Origin of the sequence: Streptomyces sp. NPDC047014 (genome assembly GCF_040644195.1) — a bacterium.
In the GTDB taxonomy this organism is placed as follows: Bacteria; Actinomycetota; Actinomycetes; order Streptomycetales; family Streptomycetaceae; genus Streptomyces.
The window spans coordinates 113,443-128,322 of sequence record NZ_JBEYVX010000010.1; the positions used below are offsets into that span (position 1 = coordinate 113,443).

Here is a 14,880-nt window from a genome sequence, read left to right on the forward strand (position 1 = left end):
TACGCCCGTTCCCCGCCCGCCCCGCCGCTAGTCGGTGGGCCAGACGGGGAGCGGGCGTACGGCTTCGCGCAGGGCCGCCGCGATCGTGCGGAACTCGTCCTGGCGGGCGGTGCCGGTGCGCATGGCCAGGGCGATCCGCCGGGAGGGGGCGGGCTCGGCGAAGTACCCGGTGGACAGGTACTCGTTGCGCGCGGTCTCCAGCCGCAGCGCGGTCCGCGGCAGCAGGGTCACGCCCAGCCCCCCGGCGACGAGCTGGACGAGGGTGGACAGCCCGGCGGCGGTGGTGGTGACGTCCGCGCCCGTCGTACGCCCCGCCTCCCGGCAGATGTCGAGGGCCTGGTCGCGCAGGCAGTGGCCCTCGTCGAGCAGCAGCAGTTGCAGGTCCCGCAGTTCGTCCAGGGGGATGTCCCGGCGCCCGGCCAGCTCGTGTTCCCGGGGGGCGAGCAGGACGAAGTCCTCGTCGAAGAGCGGCAGTTCCGTCACCCCGGGGACCCCGAGCGGCACCGCCAGCAGGAGCAGGTCCAGGCGGCCCGCGGCCAGCCCCTCCAGCAGCGAGGCGGTCTGCTCCTCGTGCACCTGGAGGTCCATGCGCGGGTAGCGCCGGTGGAACAGCCCGAGCACGGTGGGCAGCAGGTAGGGGGCCACCGTGGGGATCACCCCGAGCCGCAGCACCCCGGTGAAGGGGGCGCGTACCGCCTCGGCCTCCTCCAGCAGCCCGCCGACGGCGTCCAGCACCACCTGGGCGCGGGCCGCGATCCGCTCGCCCGCCGGGGAGAGCAGCACCTTGCGGGTGGTGCGCTCCAGCAGCTGCACGCCCAATGCCTCCTCCAGCGCGGAGACGGCCCCCGAGAGCGCGGGCTGGCTCATGCCGATGGCCGCCGCGGCGTCCCGGAAGTGCAGATGCTCGGCGACGGCCGCGAAGGCGCGCAGCTGCGCCAGCGTCGGCTGTTTCGCTCCTCTATTACCGACAGCCACTGATAGGTACCTCCGATCACCCATCTCCAGACTAGCTATTTCCGCAATCAATGCAGGCTGTGTCAGCATGTGAGACACGTCCAACCCGTCGGAAAGCCCCTGAAAGGTCGCTTTCCCTTCCGCAAGGAGAGCGCGTGCTCACTGTTGGTGACAAGTTCCCGGCCTTCGACCTGACCGCCTGCGTTTCGCTGGAGGCCGGTTCCGAGTTCGCGCAGATCGACCACAAGACCTACGAGGGCAAGTGGAAGGTCGTCTTCGCGTGGCCGCTCGACTTCACCTTCGTGTGCCCGACCGAGATCGCCGCCTTCGGCAAGCTGAACGACGAGTTCGCCGACCGCGACGCCCAGGTCCTCGGCTTCTCCCTCGACTCCGAGTACGTGCACCACGCCTGGCGCAAGGACCACGCCGACCTGCGTGACCTGCCCTTCCCGATGATGTCCGACCTCAAGCGCGAGCTCTCCGCCGAGCTGGGCATCCTCGGCGAGGACGGCCTGCCGATGCGCGCCGTCTTCATCGTGGACCCGAACAACGAGATCCAGTTCTCGATGGTGACCGCCGGTTCCGTGGGCCGTAACCCCAAGGAGGTCCTGCGGGTCCTCGACGCCCTGCAGACCGACGAGCTGTGCCCCTGCAACTGGAACAAGGGCGAGGCCACCATCGACGCCGGCGCACTGCTGGCCGGTGAGTGACGCATGTCCCTCGACTCCCTCAAGTCGGCCGTCCCGGACTTCGCCAAGGACCTGAAGCTGAACCTCGGTTCGGTCATCGGCAACAGCGACCTGCCGCAGCAGCAGCTGTGGGGCACCGTCCTGTCCTGCGCGATCGCCGCCCGCTCCCCGCTCGTCCTGCGTGAGCTGGAGCCCGAGGCGAAGGCGAACCTCTCCCCGGAGGCGTACACCGCCGCCAAGTCCGCCGCCGCGGTCATGGCGATGAACAACGTCTTCTACCGCACCCGGCACCTGCTCTCCGACCCGGAGTACGGCACGCTGCGCGCGGGCCTGCGGATGAACGTCATCGGCAACCCCGGTGTGGAGAAGGTCGACTTCGAGCTGTGGTCCCTCGCGGTCTCCGCGATCAACGGCTGCGGCCAGTGCCTGGACTCGCACGAGCAGGTCCTGCGCAAGGCGGGCGTGGACCGCGAGGTGATCCAGGAAGCCTTCAAGATCGCTTCGGTGATCCAGGCCGTCGCGGTCACCCTCGACGCCGAGGCCGCCCTCGCCGGCGAGTAGCACCACCCGTACGGAGCCCTGGGCCCCGCGACCGGAAACGGCCGCGGGGCCCGCTTCATGTCCTGAGCTCCGCCATCAGCCGGCGGGTGTCCTCGATCAGCGCGGCGCGGAGCGCGGCGGGGTCCGCGGAGGGCACGCCGTCCGCGTTGCGGAAACCGAACGCCTGCACGGTGAACACCGCCCCGCCGTCCAGCACCTTGAGCACGGCCTGCTCCCCCTCACCGATCGAGAGGAACAGGGCCCGCTCGCCCAGCCCCGTGACCGGCTCGGCCTGCTCGGCGCCGGTGGCGAGTCCCTGCCCGAGCAGCGGTACGTCGAACTCGGCCGCGGGATCGGTCCTGCGGTGCAGGTCGGCCTGCGCCTGCACGACGAGGGTGGAGACGCTCTCCCCGCTCCGGAGCCGGCACAGCGCCCCGTCCACGGCCCGGTGGGAGCTCTCCTGGTTCTCGGGCCGGTGCCGGTGCAGGTCCCCCGCGATCTTCCCCAGCTCCTCGGCCCGGAAGTCCTGGCAGAGGTTCCGCGTCGTCCGGTACGGGACCGGCGGCGCGGCCAGTCGCTCGCCGAAGGCGTACAGCCCGAGGGCCCAGAGGGCCGAGACCGCCAGCGCCGTCGCCAGTACCCACACCCACGGCGGCCGGGCGGCGCCCCGCGGCCGCTCGGGCTCGTTCCGCACCACCTCGGCCGGTCCGGCCGGCCCCCACTCCCCGTCGAGCTCGGGTTCCCCGATCACATGCGCCCCCCTGTCCCCGCCGGGCCCCCTGCCCGGACTTCTCTACGGCTCCCGGTCCGGCGCCTGGCTCAGCGGCGTCGAGCCGTGCGGAGCCGGGCCGATCATCCCGGCGCCGAGGTGCTGCTGGTCGCGCGAGTACGCCCGCAGGTAGCCCACCACCGTGTTGGTGACGGCCACCAGCGGTACGGCCACCACCGCGCCGCCGATACCCGCGACCATCCCGCCCGCGGCCACCGCCAGCACCACCGCGAGCGGGTGCACCCGTACCGCCCGGCCGAGGATGAACGGCTGGAGCACGTGCCCCTCGATCTGCTGCACCGCCAGCACCACCAGCAGGGTCATCAGGGCGGTGAACACCCCCTGGGTCACCAGCGCCACGACCACGGCCAGGGCGCCCGAGATGACCGCGCCGACCAGCGGGATGAAGGCGAACAGGAAGATGAAGACGGCCAGCGGCACCGCCATCGGCACGTCCAGGAAGTAGAGCCCGAGGCCGATGAAGATGGCGTCGATCAGGGCGACGATGACCGTGCCCCGGACGTACGCGGTCAGCGTGCGCCAGGCGCGCGGACCGGCGCCGGCGACTCCGGCGCGGGCGGCGGCCGGGACCAGGCCGAGCGCCCAGTTCCAGATGCGCTTGCCGTCGTAGAGCAGGAAGAGCGTGGAGAACATCGCGAGCAGCATGCCCGTCAGGATCTCCACGAGGACCGTCACGCCCTGGAGTCCGGCGGAGGTGATCTGCTCGGTGTTGGTGCCGATGGTCTCGCTGAGGTTCTTCGCGATGTCGTTGATCTGCTTCTCGGTCACATGGAACGGACTGTCCAGCGCCCAGAGTTTGAGCTCGTTGATGCCGTCGCGGACCCGGTCGGAGAGGTCGTCCAGGTTGTCCATGACCTGCCAGACCACGAACCAGCCGACGAGCCCGATGACGACGAAGCCGAGGACGGCCGTGACGGCCGTGGCCAGACCGCGCGGCAGGCCGAGCCGCCGCAGCCGGACGACGAAGGGCTGGAGCATCGCGGTGACGAGCATCGCGGCGGCGAAGGCGAGGACGACCAGGCGGACTTCGCTGATCACCTTCATCAGCACCCAGAGCATCCCGGCGAGCAGCAGAAGCCGCCAGCTGGCCTCGGCGGCGACGCGCATCCCCCACGGGACCACGCTCGCCGGATCGGGCCGCACCGGTACCGCCGGCGCGGGGACCCGCGGGGGCCCCTGCGGCGGCATGGGGACCGTCTGCGCGTCCTCCGCCTCCTCGGGGGCCCGCGGGGCCCCTCCGGACGTGCCGCGGCGCGGCGGCAGGTCGCCGCTGGTCCCGGCCTCCACCTCGGCGCGCCGCTCGTTGAGCCGCGCCTCCACAGCGCTCAGTCTGCTGCCCAGCCGGCCGAGCCAGCCTTCCCGCTTCGTCATCTCTGCTTCCTTCCCCCGTTCCCCCGTTCTACCGGGCACCCCGAAGACCGTACACGCGGGAAGCCCCGCACCGTCGAACGGTGCGGGGCTTCCCGGAGCCTGCCTGGGGCGCCGCGCGGGGCGGCGGGGCCCGTCAGTACCAGCCGTTGGCCTGGTGGAAGGTCCACGCGGCGCAGGGGCTGCCGTAGCGGTCCTCCATGTAGTTCAGACCCCACTTGATCTGCGTGGCGGGGTTGGTGCGCCAGTCGGCACCGGCCGAGGCCATCTTCGAGCCGGGCAGGGCCTGGACCAGGCCGTAGGCGCCCGAGGACTTGTTGACGGCCATGTAGTTCCAGGTGGATTCCTGGTTGATGATCTTCGAGAAGCACTGGAACTGGCCGGCCGGGACCATCTGCTGGGCCATGGCCTTGACCTGGGCGACCGTGTACGACGCCTGGAGCGGGAAGTCGCCGGAGTCGCGGGCGGACCGGCTGGCGGCCTGCTCCTTCTCCTCGCGCTCCTTCTTCGCCTTCGCCTCGGCCTCGGCCTTCTCCTTCTCGGCCTCCGCCTTCTTGGACTTGGCGTCCTCGGCGGCCTGGACGCGGGCGGCCTCCTCGGCCGAGCGCTTGGCGTCGGTCTCGGCGGCGTGGGTGATCGCGTCGGCCTGCTGCGTCAGGGACGCGCTCTGCACCTGCGCCTGGTCGCCGACCGGGATGTCGGCGAGGAGCGTCGCGCCGGAGGCGGTCGTTTCGAGATCGTTCGTGGGGTCGCCGGTGGCAACGCCCACGACTGCGCCGACGGTGGTGACCGCGGTGGCCGAAGCCACTGCGAACCCCCGGACCGAGATCCGGCTCACACGGTGTCCTTCCAGCAGCGTCCGCAGTGACCGCGCGGGCGCAAAAGTGCCCTCGACTCTGGCCTCCGTGGTTCTACGGTCACTGGAGGCGCGGGCCCGTGGGCAACTCCCCTGCGGGGGCTGCCACGTGAAACTCCGGGCGGCATACGGCCATCGGCTGTGGAGTTGTGGTGCTGCGCGTACCTCACGGGAGATACAACTGTGCCGTATGCGGGGCCTGACGGAAACCAGACTCTGCCGGACCCGGACGCCGCAAGGCAATTCTCCGTTGCGTGGGAAAGGTCACACCTGCCCCGATGCCGCCGATTCGGCGAAAGGGCTGTGCAGCGAGGCGCCGCCCGGCTAGGCTCTGGGGCCTTTGCCGGACGGCGCCAACTCGCCTTCCCGCTCTGCGTTGTGTGGCCGCTTACGCCGCCCGCGCGGTCAGAGGGTCTCCAGCATCTCCGTGACCAGTGCGGCGATCGGGGAGCGCTCGGAACGCGTCAGCGTGATGTGCGCGAAGAGCGGATGCCCCTTCAGCTTCTCGACCACGGCGACCACTCCGTCGTACCGGCCGACCCGGAGGTTGTCCCGCTGGGCGACGTCGTGGGTGAGGACCACCCGCGAGTTCGCCCCGATCCGGGACAGCACCGTCAGCAGGACGTTCCGCTCCAGCGACTGCGCCTCGTCCACGATCACGAAGGCGTCGTGCAGCGAGCGGCCGCGGATGTGCGTGAGCGGCAGGACCTCCAGCATCCCGCGGTTCAGCACCTCCTCGATGACCTCGCGCCCGGCCACCGCCGAGAGGGTGTCGAAGACCGCCTGCGCCCACGGGCTCATCTTCTCCGAGGCGTCCCCGGGCAGATAGCCGAGGTCCTGGCCGCCCACCGCGTACAGCGGCCGGAAGACCATGACCTTCTGATGCTGCCTCCGCTCCAGTACCGCCTCCAGGCCCGCGCAGAGCGCCAGCGCCGACTTGCCGGTGCCCGCCCGGCCGCCCATCGAGATGATCCCGATCTCGGGGTCGAGCAGCAGGTCCAGCGCGATCCGCTGCTCGGCGCTGCGGCCGTGCAGGCCGAACGCCTCGCGGTCGCCCCGTACGAGCCGGACGTTGCCGTCCGCCGTGACCCGGCCGAGCGCCTTGCCGCGCTCGGACTGCAGGACCAGCCCGGTGTGCACGGGCAGTTCGGCGGCCTCCGGGACGTACAGCCGCTCCTCCGAGTAGAGGAGGTCCACCTGCTCCCCGGAGAGGGCGATCTCGCTCATGCCGGTCCAGCCGGCATCGGTGATCGCCAGCTCGGCGCGGTACTCCTCCGCGATCAGGCCCACGGAGGACGCCTTGATGCGCAGCGGGAGATCCTTCGAGACCACCGTGACGTCGTAGCCCTCGGCCTGGAGGTTGCGGGCGACGGCGAGGATCCGCGAGTCGTTGTCCCCCAGTCGGAAGCCGGCGGGCAGGACGCCCGGGTCGGAGTGGTTGAGCTCGACGCGCAGGGTGCCGCCCAGATCGCCCAGCGGGATGGGGGCGTCGAGGCGGCCGTTGCGAACCCGGAAGTCGTCGAGCAGGCGCAGGGCCTGGCGGGCGAAGTAGCCGAGTTCGGGATGGTGCCGCTTGGCCTCCAGCTCGGTGATCACCACGATCGGGAGCACGACCTCGTGCTCGTCGAAGCGGGTGATCGCGTTGGGGTCTGCCAGCAGGACGCTGGTGTCGAGGACGTAGGTCCGCCTGTCGGACAGGCGGCGCTTTGTGCTGGTCACCACGGAAGGACGTACCCCCTCGGAAGAGGTCGGGCCATGAAGACCGGACCGGTCATCGGCACCCATGCCAGGGCCGATTTCCGGCCCTCCACTGCGTCCGTGCGAACCGCACGTGCGTCCTGGTGCAAAGGGCCTCCCGGGCGGACGGCCCCATGCCGTCCGCTGAGACTCGACACCCGTGGACCGGGCATCGACCTGAAAGGGATATTCCCCGATCAGGCCAGGACATGCCATGGCATATGACGGACGCTCGGTGAACCCGTGGTGAAGGCTTCGCGGGGGTTACGCGGAGGAGGTCAGGTGCCGTAGCGCCGGTGGCGGGCGGCGTAGTCGCGCAGCGCCCGCAGGAAGTCGACCTTGCGGAAGGCCGGCCAGAAGACCTCGCAGAAGTAGTACTCCGAATGCGCGCTCTGCCAGAGCATGAATCCGGACAGCCGCTGCTCACCGCTGGTGCGGATCACCAGGTCGGGGTCGGGCTGGCCGCGCGTGTAGAGGTGCTCCGCGATGTGGTCGATGTCCAGGATCTCGGCCAGCTCCTCGAAGGAGGTGCCCTTGCGCGCGTGCTCCAGGAGCAGCGAGCGGACCGCGTCGGCGATCTCCTGGCGGCCGCCGTAGCCGACGGCGACGTTGACGAGTATCCCGTCGACGTCATGGGTGGCCTGCTCGGCCTCCTTGAGGACCGTCTGCGTGCCGGTGGGGAGGATGTCCAGGTTGCCCACGTGGTGGACACGCCAGCGGCCGTCGGCGGCGAGGCCGCGCACGGTGTTCTCGATGATGTTGAGCAGGGGGCGCAGCTCGACCTCGGGGCGGTCCAGGTTGTCCGTGGAGAGCATCCACAGGGTGACGACCTCGACGTCCGTCTCGGTGCACCAGCCGAGCATCTCGGAGATCTTGTCGGCTCCGGCCTGGTGGCCCTGCTCGGTCGTCCCGCCGGACGCCTTGGCCCAGCGGCGGTTGCCGTCCAGGATCACACCGATGTGCTTGGGCGCCGCGTCGTGGTCGATGCGGCCCTCCACCCGGCGTGCATAGAGCCTGTACACCAGGTCGCGCAGCTTCACGATCTTCCAGCCCCTCCGTGCCTTGCCCCCGTGCGAAATGCGGTCCCCCGAGTGCGCCACATTACTGCGCGCCGGGATCGGGTACCCAACTCGGTCTGTCACAACTCCGTGATAGGGAGGACAACGTGACTGATACCAATCCCTATCGGGCGGAGCCCGCGCGCTACGACTCCATGGAGTACCGGCGCACCGGCCACAGCGGCCTCAAGCTCCCCGCCATCTCCCTCGGCCTCTGGCACAACTTCGGCGACGACCGTTCCCTGGAATCCCAGCGGGCGATCCTGCGCCGCGCCTTCGACCTCGGGATCACCCACTTCGACCTCGCGAACAACTACGGGCCGCCGCCCGGATCGGCCGAGCTGAACTTCGGCAAGATCTTCGCGCAGGACTTCGCGTCCTACCGCGAGGAGCTGGTCCTCTCCACCAAGGCCGGCTATCTGATGCACCCCGGGCCGTACGGCGAATGGGGCAGCCGCAAGTATCTGCTCGGCTCGCTCGACGCCTCGCTGAAGCGGATGGGTGTGGACTACGTCGACATCTTCTACTCGCACCGCTTCGACCCGCAGACCCCGCTGGAGGAGACCATGGGCGCGCTGGCGTCCGCGGTCCAGCAGGGCAAGGCGCTGTACGTGGGCCTCTCCTCCTACACCGCGGAGCAGACGGCCGAGGCGGTGCGCATCCTGCGCTCGCTGGGCGTGCGCCCGCTGATCCACCAGCCCTCGTACTCCATGATCAACCGCTGGACGGAGGAGGACGGCCTGCTGGACGGTCTGGAGGACGCCGGCATGGGCTGCATCTCCTTCGCGCCGCTCGCGCAGGGCCTGCTGACCGACAAGTACCTCCAGGGGATCCCGGCGGACTCGCGCGCCGCCCAGGGCAAGTCCCTCGACCCGGACCTGCTCTCGGACGACGTGCTGCGCCGGCTGACCGGGCTGAACGAGATCGCCTCCCGGCGCGGCCAGTCCCTGGCCCAGCTGGCACTCACGTGGGTGCTGCGCGACGAGCGGATGACCTCGGCCCTGATCGGCGCGTCGAGCGTCCGGCAGCTGGAGCAGAATGTGGCCGCCCTGGCCGGAGCGCCGCTGTCCGAGGCCGAGTTGAAGGAGATCGACTCCTTCGCCGTCTCCACGCCCGGCACCAACATCTGGGCCCAGCGCGGCTGACCTGCGGGTTTGCCCGGCAGCCGGCCCGAGGGGCGGGACAAAAGAAAACGGGCCGGTCCGTGGGGGGGATACGGACCGGCCCGAGGGGGGGGTTCCACCATAACCCTTCGTAAAGCATGCTGCGTGCATCGGCGCGCCACGATTACGCTCCGAAACCACCCAGCAGCACTCCGGTGAGTGCCCCGGCCGCCATGAAGGGGCCGAAGGCGAAGCCCTGGCCGCGGGTCGCGGACCGGCGCGGGAGCTGCGTGAGGCCGTAGAGGGAGCCGTAGAGGAAGCCCAGGAAGGCTCCCGTCGCCCATACCCCCCACCCGTACCACCCAAGAGCGACCCCCAGGGAGAGCGCCAGCTTGACGTCCCCGAGGCCCATGCCGTCGGGGTTGATCAGGTGCAGGACGAGGTACGCCGCTCCGAGCGCTCCCCCGCCGAGCAGCGCGAGCCGCCAGGACCCGGCCGCGCCCGGCACCAGCGCCGCCGCGCCGAGCAGGACGGCGGCGGCCGCGGCCAGCGGCAGGGTCAGCACGTCCGGCAGCCGGTGCACGGCCCGGTCCACGAGGGCGAGCAGCACCAGCAGCGGCGCCAGCCCCGCGTACGCCGCCACCTCCGGGCGGGCCCCGACCCCGGCCCCCAGCAGGGCGCAGACGGCGGCGGTGAGGACGGCCGGGAGCACGGCCCGCCGCCCGTACCCGTGCGCGGGCGGATCCGCGCGGGGCGGCCGGCAGCGGGCCGGGCCGAGCCAGCCGCGCAGTGGGTGCCCGCGCGGGCAGTGCGCCCGCCAGGGATCACCGGGCTCCACGGAGAGCCGGTACGCGGCGCGCGGCAGCAGCAGCCCGGCGGCCGCCCCGTACCCGGCGGCGAGAACGATCACGAGCAGACCCATCCGGCGACCGTAGGCCGTCCCCTAGGGTGGCCGCCATGGCCCCCTGGCATGACGGCCCCGCGGTACTGCGGACCGGCGCGGCCCCCGGAGACCTCCCGCGGGGGGTCCCGCAGGAGATCCCGCCGGAAATCCCGCTGGAGATCCCGCTGGAGATCGCCGCCTCGTACCGCGCGCGGACGCGCGGGCTGCTCGGGCGGGACGGTATCGACGGCGCGATGCTGCTGACCCCGGCCGCGAGCGTGCACACCTTCCGGATGCGGTTCGCGATCGACGTGGCGTATCTGGACCGGCGGCTGCGGGTGCTCGCGGTGGTCACGATGCCGCCCGGCCGCCTCGGCCTGCCGCGCCTGCGCGCCCGGCACGTCCTGGAGGCGGCGGCCGGGTCCATGGCCGGGTGGGGGCTGCGGCCCGGGGCGGTGGTGGAGGTGCACCCCGGCGGGCGTCTCACGCGCGGCTAGGAGTTGCCGGGTCCCGGCAGTAGGTTGGGGCGGCTGAGCTGGGGCAACTGGGGAGCGGCATGACGGAGAACGCGCGGGTCAAGGCGCTGGAGATGATCATGCCGGCGACCCATGGCGCCGACGAGGACATCGACTGGCCGGCCGCCGAGGCGGCCTGGGGGACCAGGTTCCCGGCGGACTTCATCGCCTTCATGGGCCGCTTCGGGGCGGGCTCCATCAACGGCGAGGCCAGCATCCTGCTGCCGCTGCCCAAGCCCGGGCTCCAGTGGGACCCGGCCGAGATGGCGGAGGAGACCGAGAACGCCCGCCAGGCGTGGGTGGCGGAGGGCGGCCGGGCCGCCTTCGACGTGGACCCCGAGGCGATCATCGCCTGGGGGGTCACCGGCGGCTCGGACATCCTGTGCTGGCTCACCTCCGACCCGGACCCGGACCGGTGGCCGGTGCTGGTGTGCGGCCGGCACACCGCCGACTCCTTCGCGGTGTACCCGTACGGCATGGCGGAGTTCCTGCACCGGCTCTGCTCCGACGAGTTCGACGTGAGCCCGGTCAGCATCACCTTCTGGGACGGCGGGCACCTCAGCTTCGTGCACTGGCGCAAGGCGCAGCGCCGCTGGCAGGAGGGCCGCAATCCGGAGACGGGCGAGCCCGACCCCTACGCCGGGGAATTCGCCGACTGATCCCCCGCACCTCCCGCGAAGCCCGTTCCGTGACCGGAGCGGGCTTTTTGCATGTCTACGCGCGTCCGTTTTCTCAGACGTATATCGGAAAGCACGATCCGGAATAGCGGCGCTTGGAGTATTGCCCACAAGTGGTGCCCCCGTGGAACGAATCCACCCACCCTCGGGAGAGAATTCCGGCCAACGGGTCTCCGAGGGACACCTCGGCCCGGTTCAACCCATAAGTAACAACGGGATCCAAAAGAATTTCAGGGGAATACACCCGTGCGACGAAATATCTTCGGCGCGACCTCCACCACGGTCGTGCTCGGTCTGCTGATACCGCTGGCCGGATGTGGCGGCTCCGGCAAGAGCGCAGGTGGTGACGGAGTCCTGCGGCTGGTCGCCGCGGAGTACGGCGACGGCGCCGCCAACAGTTCCAGGCCCTACTGGGAGAAGGTGACGGCCGATTTCACCGAACAGAACCCGGGAATCACGGTCGAGGTCACCCTGCTGCCGTGGGCCGACATCGACCGCGAGGTCTCCCGTATGGTCAAGTCCGGCAAGGCGCCGGACATGGCCCTCATGGGCTCCTACTCGGACTTCGCGGCCCGCGGCGAGCTCTATCCGGCGGACGAGCTGCTGTCCGTCAACGCGGAGGCGAATTTCCTCCAGCCGCTCGCCGACGCCGGTTCCGTCGGCAGCACCCTCTACGGTCTGCCTTTTGTGGCGAGCAGCCGCCTGCTCTTCTACAACAAGGCCCTCTTCGACAAGGCCGGAGTCAAGTCCCCGCCCACGACCTGGTCCGAGCTCAAGGCCACCTCGAAGGCGCTCAAGGACAAGGGGGTGAAGTACCCCTTCGCCCTGCCCCTGGGCCCCGAGGAGGCACACGCCGAGGCGATGATCTGGGAGCTGAGCAACGGCGGCGGCTACGCCGACAGCAGCGGCAACTACAACCTGGCCTCCGAGCAGAACGTGGAGACCTGGCAGTGGGTCAAGGACAACATGGTCGGCCCCGGCTACACCGGCCCCACCCCGCCCGCCCGGACCAACCGCGCGGACGCCTTCGCGGCCTTCCTCCAGGGCGAGGTGGGCATGCTCAACGGCTATCCCTCGCTGGCCCACGAGGCCCGCGCCAAGGGCATCGACGTCGGCACCGTCTCGATGCCCGTCGCGGACGGCCTCGGCACCGGGGAGATCCCGCCGGCCGTCGGCGTGGCCGACTGGATGATGGCCTTCCGGCAGAACGGCAGGCGGACCGAGATCGGCAGGTTCCTGGACTTCCTGTACCAGGACAAGAACCTGTCGGAGTTCGCCGGCCGCTACCACCTGCTGCCGTCGACCGTCACCGCCTCGCGCACCCCGGCCGGCGGCGGGCTGGACAAGAACGACCAGCAGTTCCTGAACGCGCTGCGCGGCGCCCAGCTCTACCCGGTCAACGACCCGTCCTGGGTGACGGTCAGCGACACCATCAAGCGCAACATCGGGCGCGCCGTCGAACCGTCCGGCGACCCCAAGGCCGTCCTGGAGGACATCGCCGCGCAGGCGGCGCAGGCCGCCAGGAAGCACTGAATCCCCCGCACGACACGGGACCTCCGACCCGGGCCGCAGACCATCCTGTGCGGCACCATGGCCTACGGCACTTGATCCAAGGCCGCGGCCCCGTCGCCCGCCGAGCACTCACGAGGTGCGCGGGGCGACCGGCCCCCACCGACCCTGCTGGTGGCCGTACGACTGGCCCTACTACTGGCCGCGCTGCTGACCGTGCTGCGCCGAGAAGGCCGTACGGTACTGGCCGCAGTCGGCGTTCCAGGGCAGGCTGCCGGTGAGCGTGCCGTAGCCGGAGCGGGTGACCGACCACTCCACCGTGTAGTCCCCGCTGTCGCAGGCGATCCGCCGGTCCCCGGCGATCTTCTCCCGCCCGGTCGCGGGCTTGCCGGTCAGCTCCCGGTGGACCTTCGCCACCTCGGCGCCGTCCCGGCCGCCCTTGCGCAGGACGGCGTGCACGACGATCGGGTGCTCGCCCTCCTTGACCGTCAGCGCCTTCTTCACCACCGTCGAGTCCGACACCGACCAGGCGAACTCGTAGGAGGGCTGCCAGCGCAGCGTCTCCGGGTCGCCGGTCTTGCGCTCGACGTCCGGTGCGGCCGGGTGGCCGGGGCGGCTGACCTTCTCGTACTGGACCCCGGGGTGGAAGCGGAACTGCGCTTCCAGCTTGTGCATCTCGTCCTGGGTCCACATCGACTTCATGGTCTTCTCGCCGCCGGCCGGGTCCTGGAGGTAGGACCCCTCGGCGGCCGTGGCCTGCTGGACGAGGACCGGGGCGAGGGCCGCGGCGGCCGTGACGAGGGCGAGAGCGGCGGTGCGGGTGCGCTTCATGCCCGGACCAACGGGGGCCCGCGGCGCGCCGGAACGACACCGCGCGCCCTTTCACCCGTACGGGAGCCCCGGACCGCTCACGCCTGACCGGTCTCGAAGCGGCTGATCCTGCCGCCGCCCGGGGCGATGGTGAAGCGCCAGGCGGTGCGCATCTCGCCCCAGGTGTCGTTGCGGTAGTCCACGACGAGGGCGCGGCCGCCGTCGGACTCGGACTGGACGTCCATGTGGCCGCGGGAGTCGAAGATCTCCCGGTCGATCCAGTCGTGGAGGTCGCGGTCGGAGCCGTCGTCGGACATGGTCGCGTCGGCGGTCAGCAGCGCCAGGAAGGCGTCCCGGTCGTGCGCGTTGACGGCGGCGACGAGGGCGCCGACGACGGGGTCGGACAGTTTGCCGGGGGCGATGGCCACGGGAGCCTCCTGGTCGGGCGTACGTTCGTGCCCGACCAGGGAACTACGCGGGCGGCCCGGTGTCGTCGACCCTCACCCGTTCGCGCGGCGGACGGCGTGTCCGGGGCGGCTCAGGGGGTGTCGGAGGCGGTGCGGACGGGGAAGCCCGTCGGCCGGCCCTGCTCCTCCAGCCAGTCGAGCACCTGGTCCAGGGCCTCGACCGTCTGGGAGCGGTTGCCGCCGCCGTCGTGGAAGAGGACGGTCGGGCCGTTGCCCAGCTCGCGCTTGACGGCCGCGACGATGGCCGCCGTACCCGGCTTCTCGAAGTCCTTGGTGTCCACGTTCCAGCCGAGGGGGCGCATGCCGTGCGCGGCGGCGATGCGCCGGCTGTCGGGGGTGAAGGCGCCGCCGGGGGCGCGGTAGTACTCGACCTTCGCCCCCTCGCCGGCGGCGTCCTCGATGAGCTTCTTCGCGTCGAGGATCTGCTGTTCCTGGTAGGCGACGGGCTTCTTGTCCATGGCCGTGTCATGGCTCATGGTGTGGTCGCAGAGCCGGTGGCCCGCCGCGACCACCTTCCGGACCAGGCCGGGGTGGGCCTTCGCGTGCGGGCCGACCATGCAGAAGGTGGCCTTGACGCCGTGCTCCTCCAGCACGTCGAGGACCTGGGGGGTCCAGCGCGGGTCGGGGCCGTCGTCGATGGTGATGTTCACCGCGTCCGCGCCGCTCTCCGACGCGTGGGCTATGCCCTCGGGTATGCCCTGGGGCCGCGCGCCCGGCCGGCCGTCGTCGGGGGCGTGCGGCCCCGAGACGTTCTGGTCGGTGGAGGCCCTGCCCGGCTCCACGAAAACGGCCACCCCCCACACGGTCATCGCCACGACGGCGGCCGAGGCCACGACGGCCGCTCCCGCCCGGATTCCCTTCCTCTTCCCGCGTGTCGGGACTCCCATGAACCGTCCACTCCCCATCCGCATTGCGAGTGTTCCT

16 protein-coding genes are annotated in these 14,880 nt (G+C 71.3%); 6 read left to right on the forward strand and 10 right to left on the reverse strand.

The features are described from left to right. Nucleotides 1-27: 27 nt before the first annotated feature. Nucleotides 28-975, reverse strand: coding sequence for a hydrogen peroxide-inducible genes activator (locus ABZ873_RS09550; RefSeq protein WP_360867774.1), 948 nt, complete (start codon nucleotides 973-975; stop codon nucleotides 28-30). A 134-nt stretch (nucleotides 976-1,109) separates the two neighbouring features. Here ABZ873_RS09550 and ABZ873_RS09555 point away from each other — a divergent pair, with 134 nt between their 5' ends. Beyond that, on the forward strand, nucleotides 1,110-1,664 hold the full coding sequence (locus ABZ873_RS09555) for a peroxiredoxin (RefSeq protein WP_360867776.1): 555 nt from the start codon (nucleotides 1,110-1,112) through the stop codon (nucleotides 1,662-1,664). A gap of 3 nt (nucleotides 1,665-1,667) precedes the next feature. Beyond that, entirely contained in the window at nucleotides 1,668-2,204 is a 537-nt protein-coding gene (locus ABZ873_RS09560; protein WP_360867779.1) for an alkyl hydroperoxide reductase, read from the forward strand. 55 nt (nucleotides 2,205-2,259) lie between these two features. On the opposite strand, the gene ABZ873_RS09565 is transcribed toward ABZ873_RS09560, so the two are convergent. From ABZ873_RS09565 to ABZ873_RS09585, 5 genes are all read right to left on the reverse strand, one after another. Beyond that, nucleotides 2,260-2,934, reverse strand: a complete 675-nt coding sequence (locus tag ABZ873_RS09565; RefSeq protein ID WP_360867782.1) for a hypothetical protein — start codon at nucleotides 2,932-2,934, stop codon at nucleotides 2,260-2,262. 42 nt (nucleotides 2,935-2,976) lie between these two features. After that, a complete protein-coding gene (locus ABZ873_RS09570) occupies nucleotides 2,977-4,344 on the reverse strand; it encodes an AI-2E family transporter (protein ID WP_360867785.1) in 1,368 nt (455 codons plus the stop codon). 133 nt (nucleotides 4,345-4,477) lie between these two features. After that, on the reverse strand, nucleotides 4,478-5,179 hold the full coding sequence (locus ABZ873_RS09575) for a transglycosylase SLT domain-containing protein (protein ID WP_360867788.1): 702 nt from the start codon (nucleotides 5,177-5,179) through the stop codon (nucleotides 4,478-4,480). Nucleotides 5,180-5,602: 423 nt separating this feature from the next. Beyond that, complete coding sequence (locus tag ABZ873_RS09580; RefSeq protein ID WP_360867790.1) at nucleotides 5,603-6,919, reverse strand: PhoH family protein; 1,317 nt, start codon at nucleotides 6,917-6,919, stop codon at nucleotides 5,603-5,605. Between the two features lie 293 nt (nucleotides 6,920-7,212). Further along, complete coding sequence (locus tag ABZ873_RS09585; RefSeq protein WP_360867793.1) at nucleotides 7,213-7,974, reverse strand: isoprenyl transferase; 762 nt, start codon at nucleotides 7,972-7,974, stop codon at nucleotides 7,213-7,215. A gap of 125 nt (nucleotides 7,975-8,099) precedes the next feature. Between ABZ873_RS09585 and mgrA the strand changes: the two genes are divergently transcribed. Further along, nucleotides 8,100-9,137 carry an L-glyceraldehyde 3-phosphate reductase gene (gene mgrA, locus ABZ873_RS09590; protein WP_360867796.1) on the forward strand — a complete coding sequence of 346 codons (1,038 nt, stop codon included), beginning with the start codon at nucleotides 8,100-8,102 and terminating at the stop codon, nucleotides 9,135-9,137. 142 nt (nucleotides 9,138-9,279) lie between these two features. On the opposite strand, the gene ABZ873_RS09595 is transcribed toward mgrA, so the two are convergent. Beyond that, on the reverse strand, nucleotides 9,280-10,017 hold the full coding sequence (locus tag ABZ873_RS09595) for an A24 family peptidase (RefSeq protein ID WP_360867799.1): 738 nt from the start codon (nucleotides 10,015-10,017) through the stop codon (nucleotides 9,280-9,282). Nucleotides 10,018-10,052: 35 nt separating this feature from the next. Between ABZ873_RS09595 and ABZ873_RS09600 the strand changes: the two genes are divergently transcribed. The 3 genes from ABZ873_RS09600 to ABZ873_RS09610 all read left to right on the forward strand — a co-directional run bounded on the left by ABZ873_RS09600 (nucleotide 10,053) and on the right by ABZ873_RS09610 (nucleotide 12,703). Then, nucleotides 10,053-10,475 (forward strand): DUF192 domain-containing protein, encoded by a 423-nt coding sequence (locus tag ABZ873_RS09600; RefSeq protein ID WP_360867802.1) that lies wholly within the window; start codon nucleotides 10,053-10,055, stop codon nucleotides 10,473-10,475. A gap of 59 nt (nucleotides 10,476-10,534) precedes the next feature. Further along, on the forward strand, nucleotides 10,535-11,152 hold the full coding sequence (locus tag ABZ873_RS09605) for an SMI1/KNR4 family protein (protein WP_360867804.1): 618 nt from the start codon (nucleotides 10,535-10,537) through the stop codon (nucleotides 11,150-11,152). 264 nt (nucleotides 11,153-11,416) lie between these two features. Continuing rightward, nucleotides 11,417-12,703: an extracellular solute-binding protein gene (locus ABZ873_RS09610; RefSeq protein ID WP_360867807.1), complete on the forward strand. Its 1,287-nt coding sequence runs from the start codon at nucleotides 11,417-11,419 to the stop codon at nucleotides 12,701-12,703. Nucleotides 12,704-12,874: 171 nt separating this feature from the next. Here ABZ873_RS09610 and ABZ873_RS09615 read toward each other — a convergent pair whose 3' ends face one another. The 3 genes from ABZ873_RS09615 to ABZ873_RS09625 all read right to left on the reverse strand — a co-directional run bounded on the left by ABZ873_RS09615 (nucleotide 12,875) and on the right by ABZ873_RS09625 (nucleotide 14,765). After that, on the reverse strand, nucleotides 12,875-13,510 hold the full coding sequence (locus ABZ873_RS09615) for a hypothetical protein (protein ID WP_360867810.1): 636 nt from the start codon (nucleotides 13,508-13,510) through the stop codon (nucleotides 12,875-12,877). A gap of 77 nt (nucleotides 13,511-13,587) precedes the next feature. Then, entirely contained in the window at nucleotides 13,588-13,917 is a 330-nt protein-coding gene (locus ABZ873_RS09620; protein ID WP_360867812.1) for a nuclear transport factor 2 family protein, read from the reverse strand. 110 nt (nucleotides 13,918-14,027) lie between these two features. Continuing rightward, the gene (locus tag ABZ873_RS09625; protein WP_360867924.1) at nucleotides 14,028-14,765 is read right to left on the reverse strand and encodes a polysaccharide deacetylase family protein; all 738 of its coding nucleotides are present in this window, start codon (nucleotides 14,763-14,765) and stop codon (nucleotides 14,028-14,030) included. Nucleotides 14,766-14,880 lie beyond the last annotated feature (115 nt).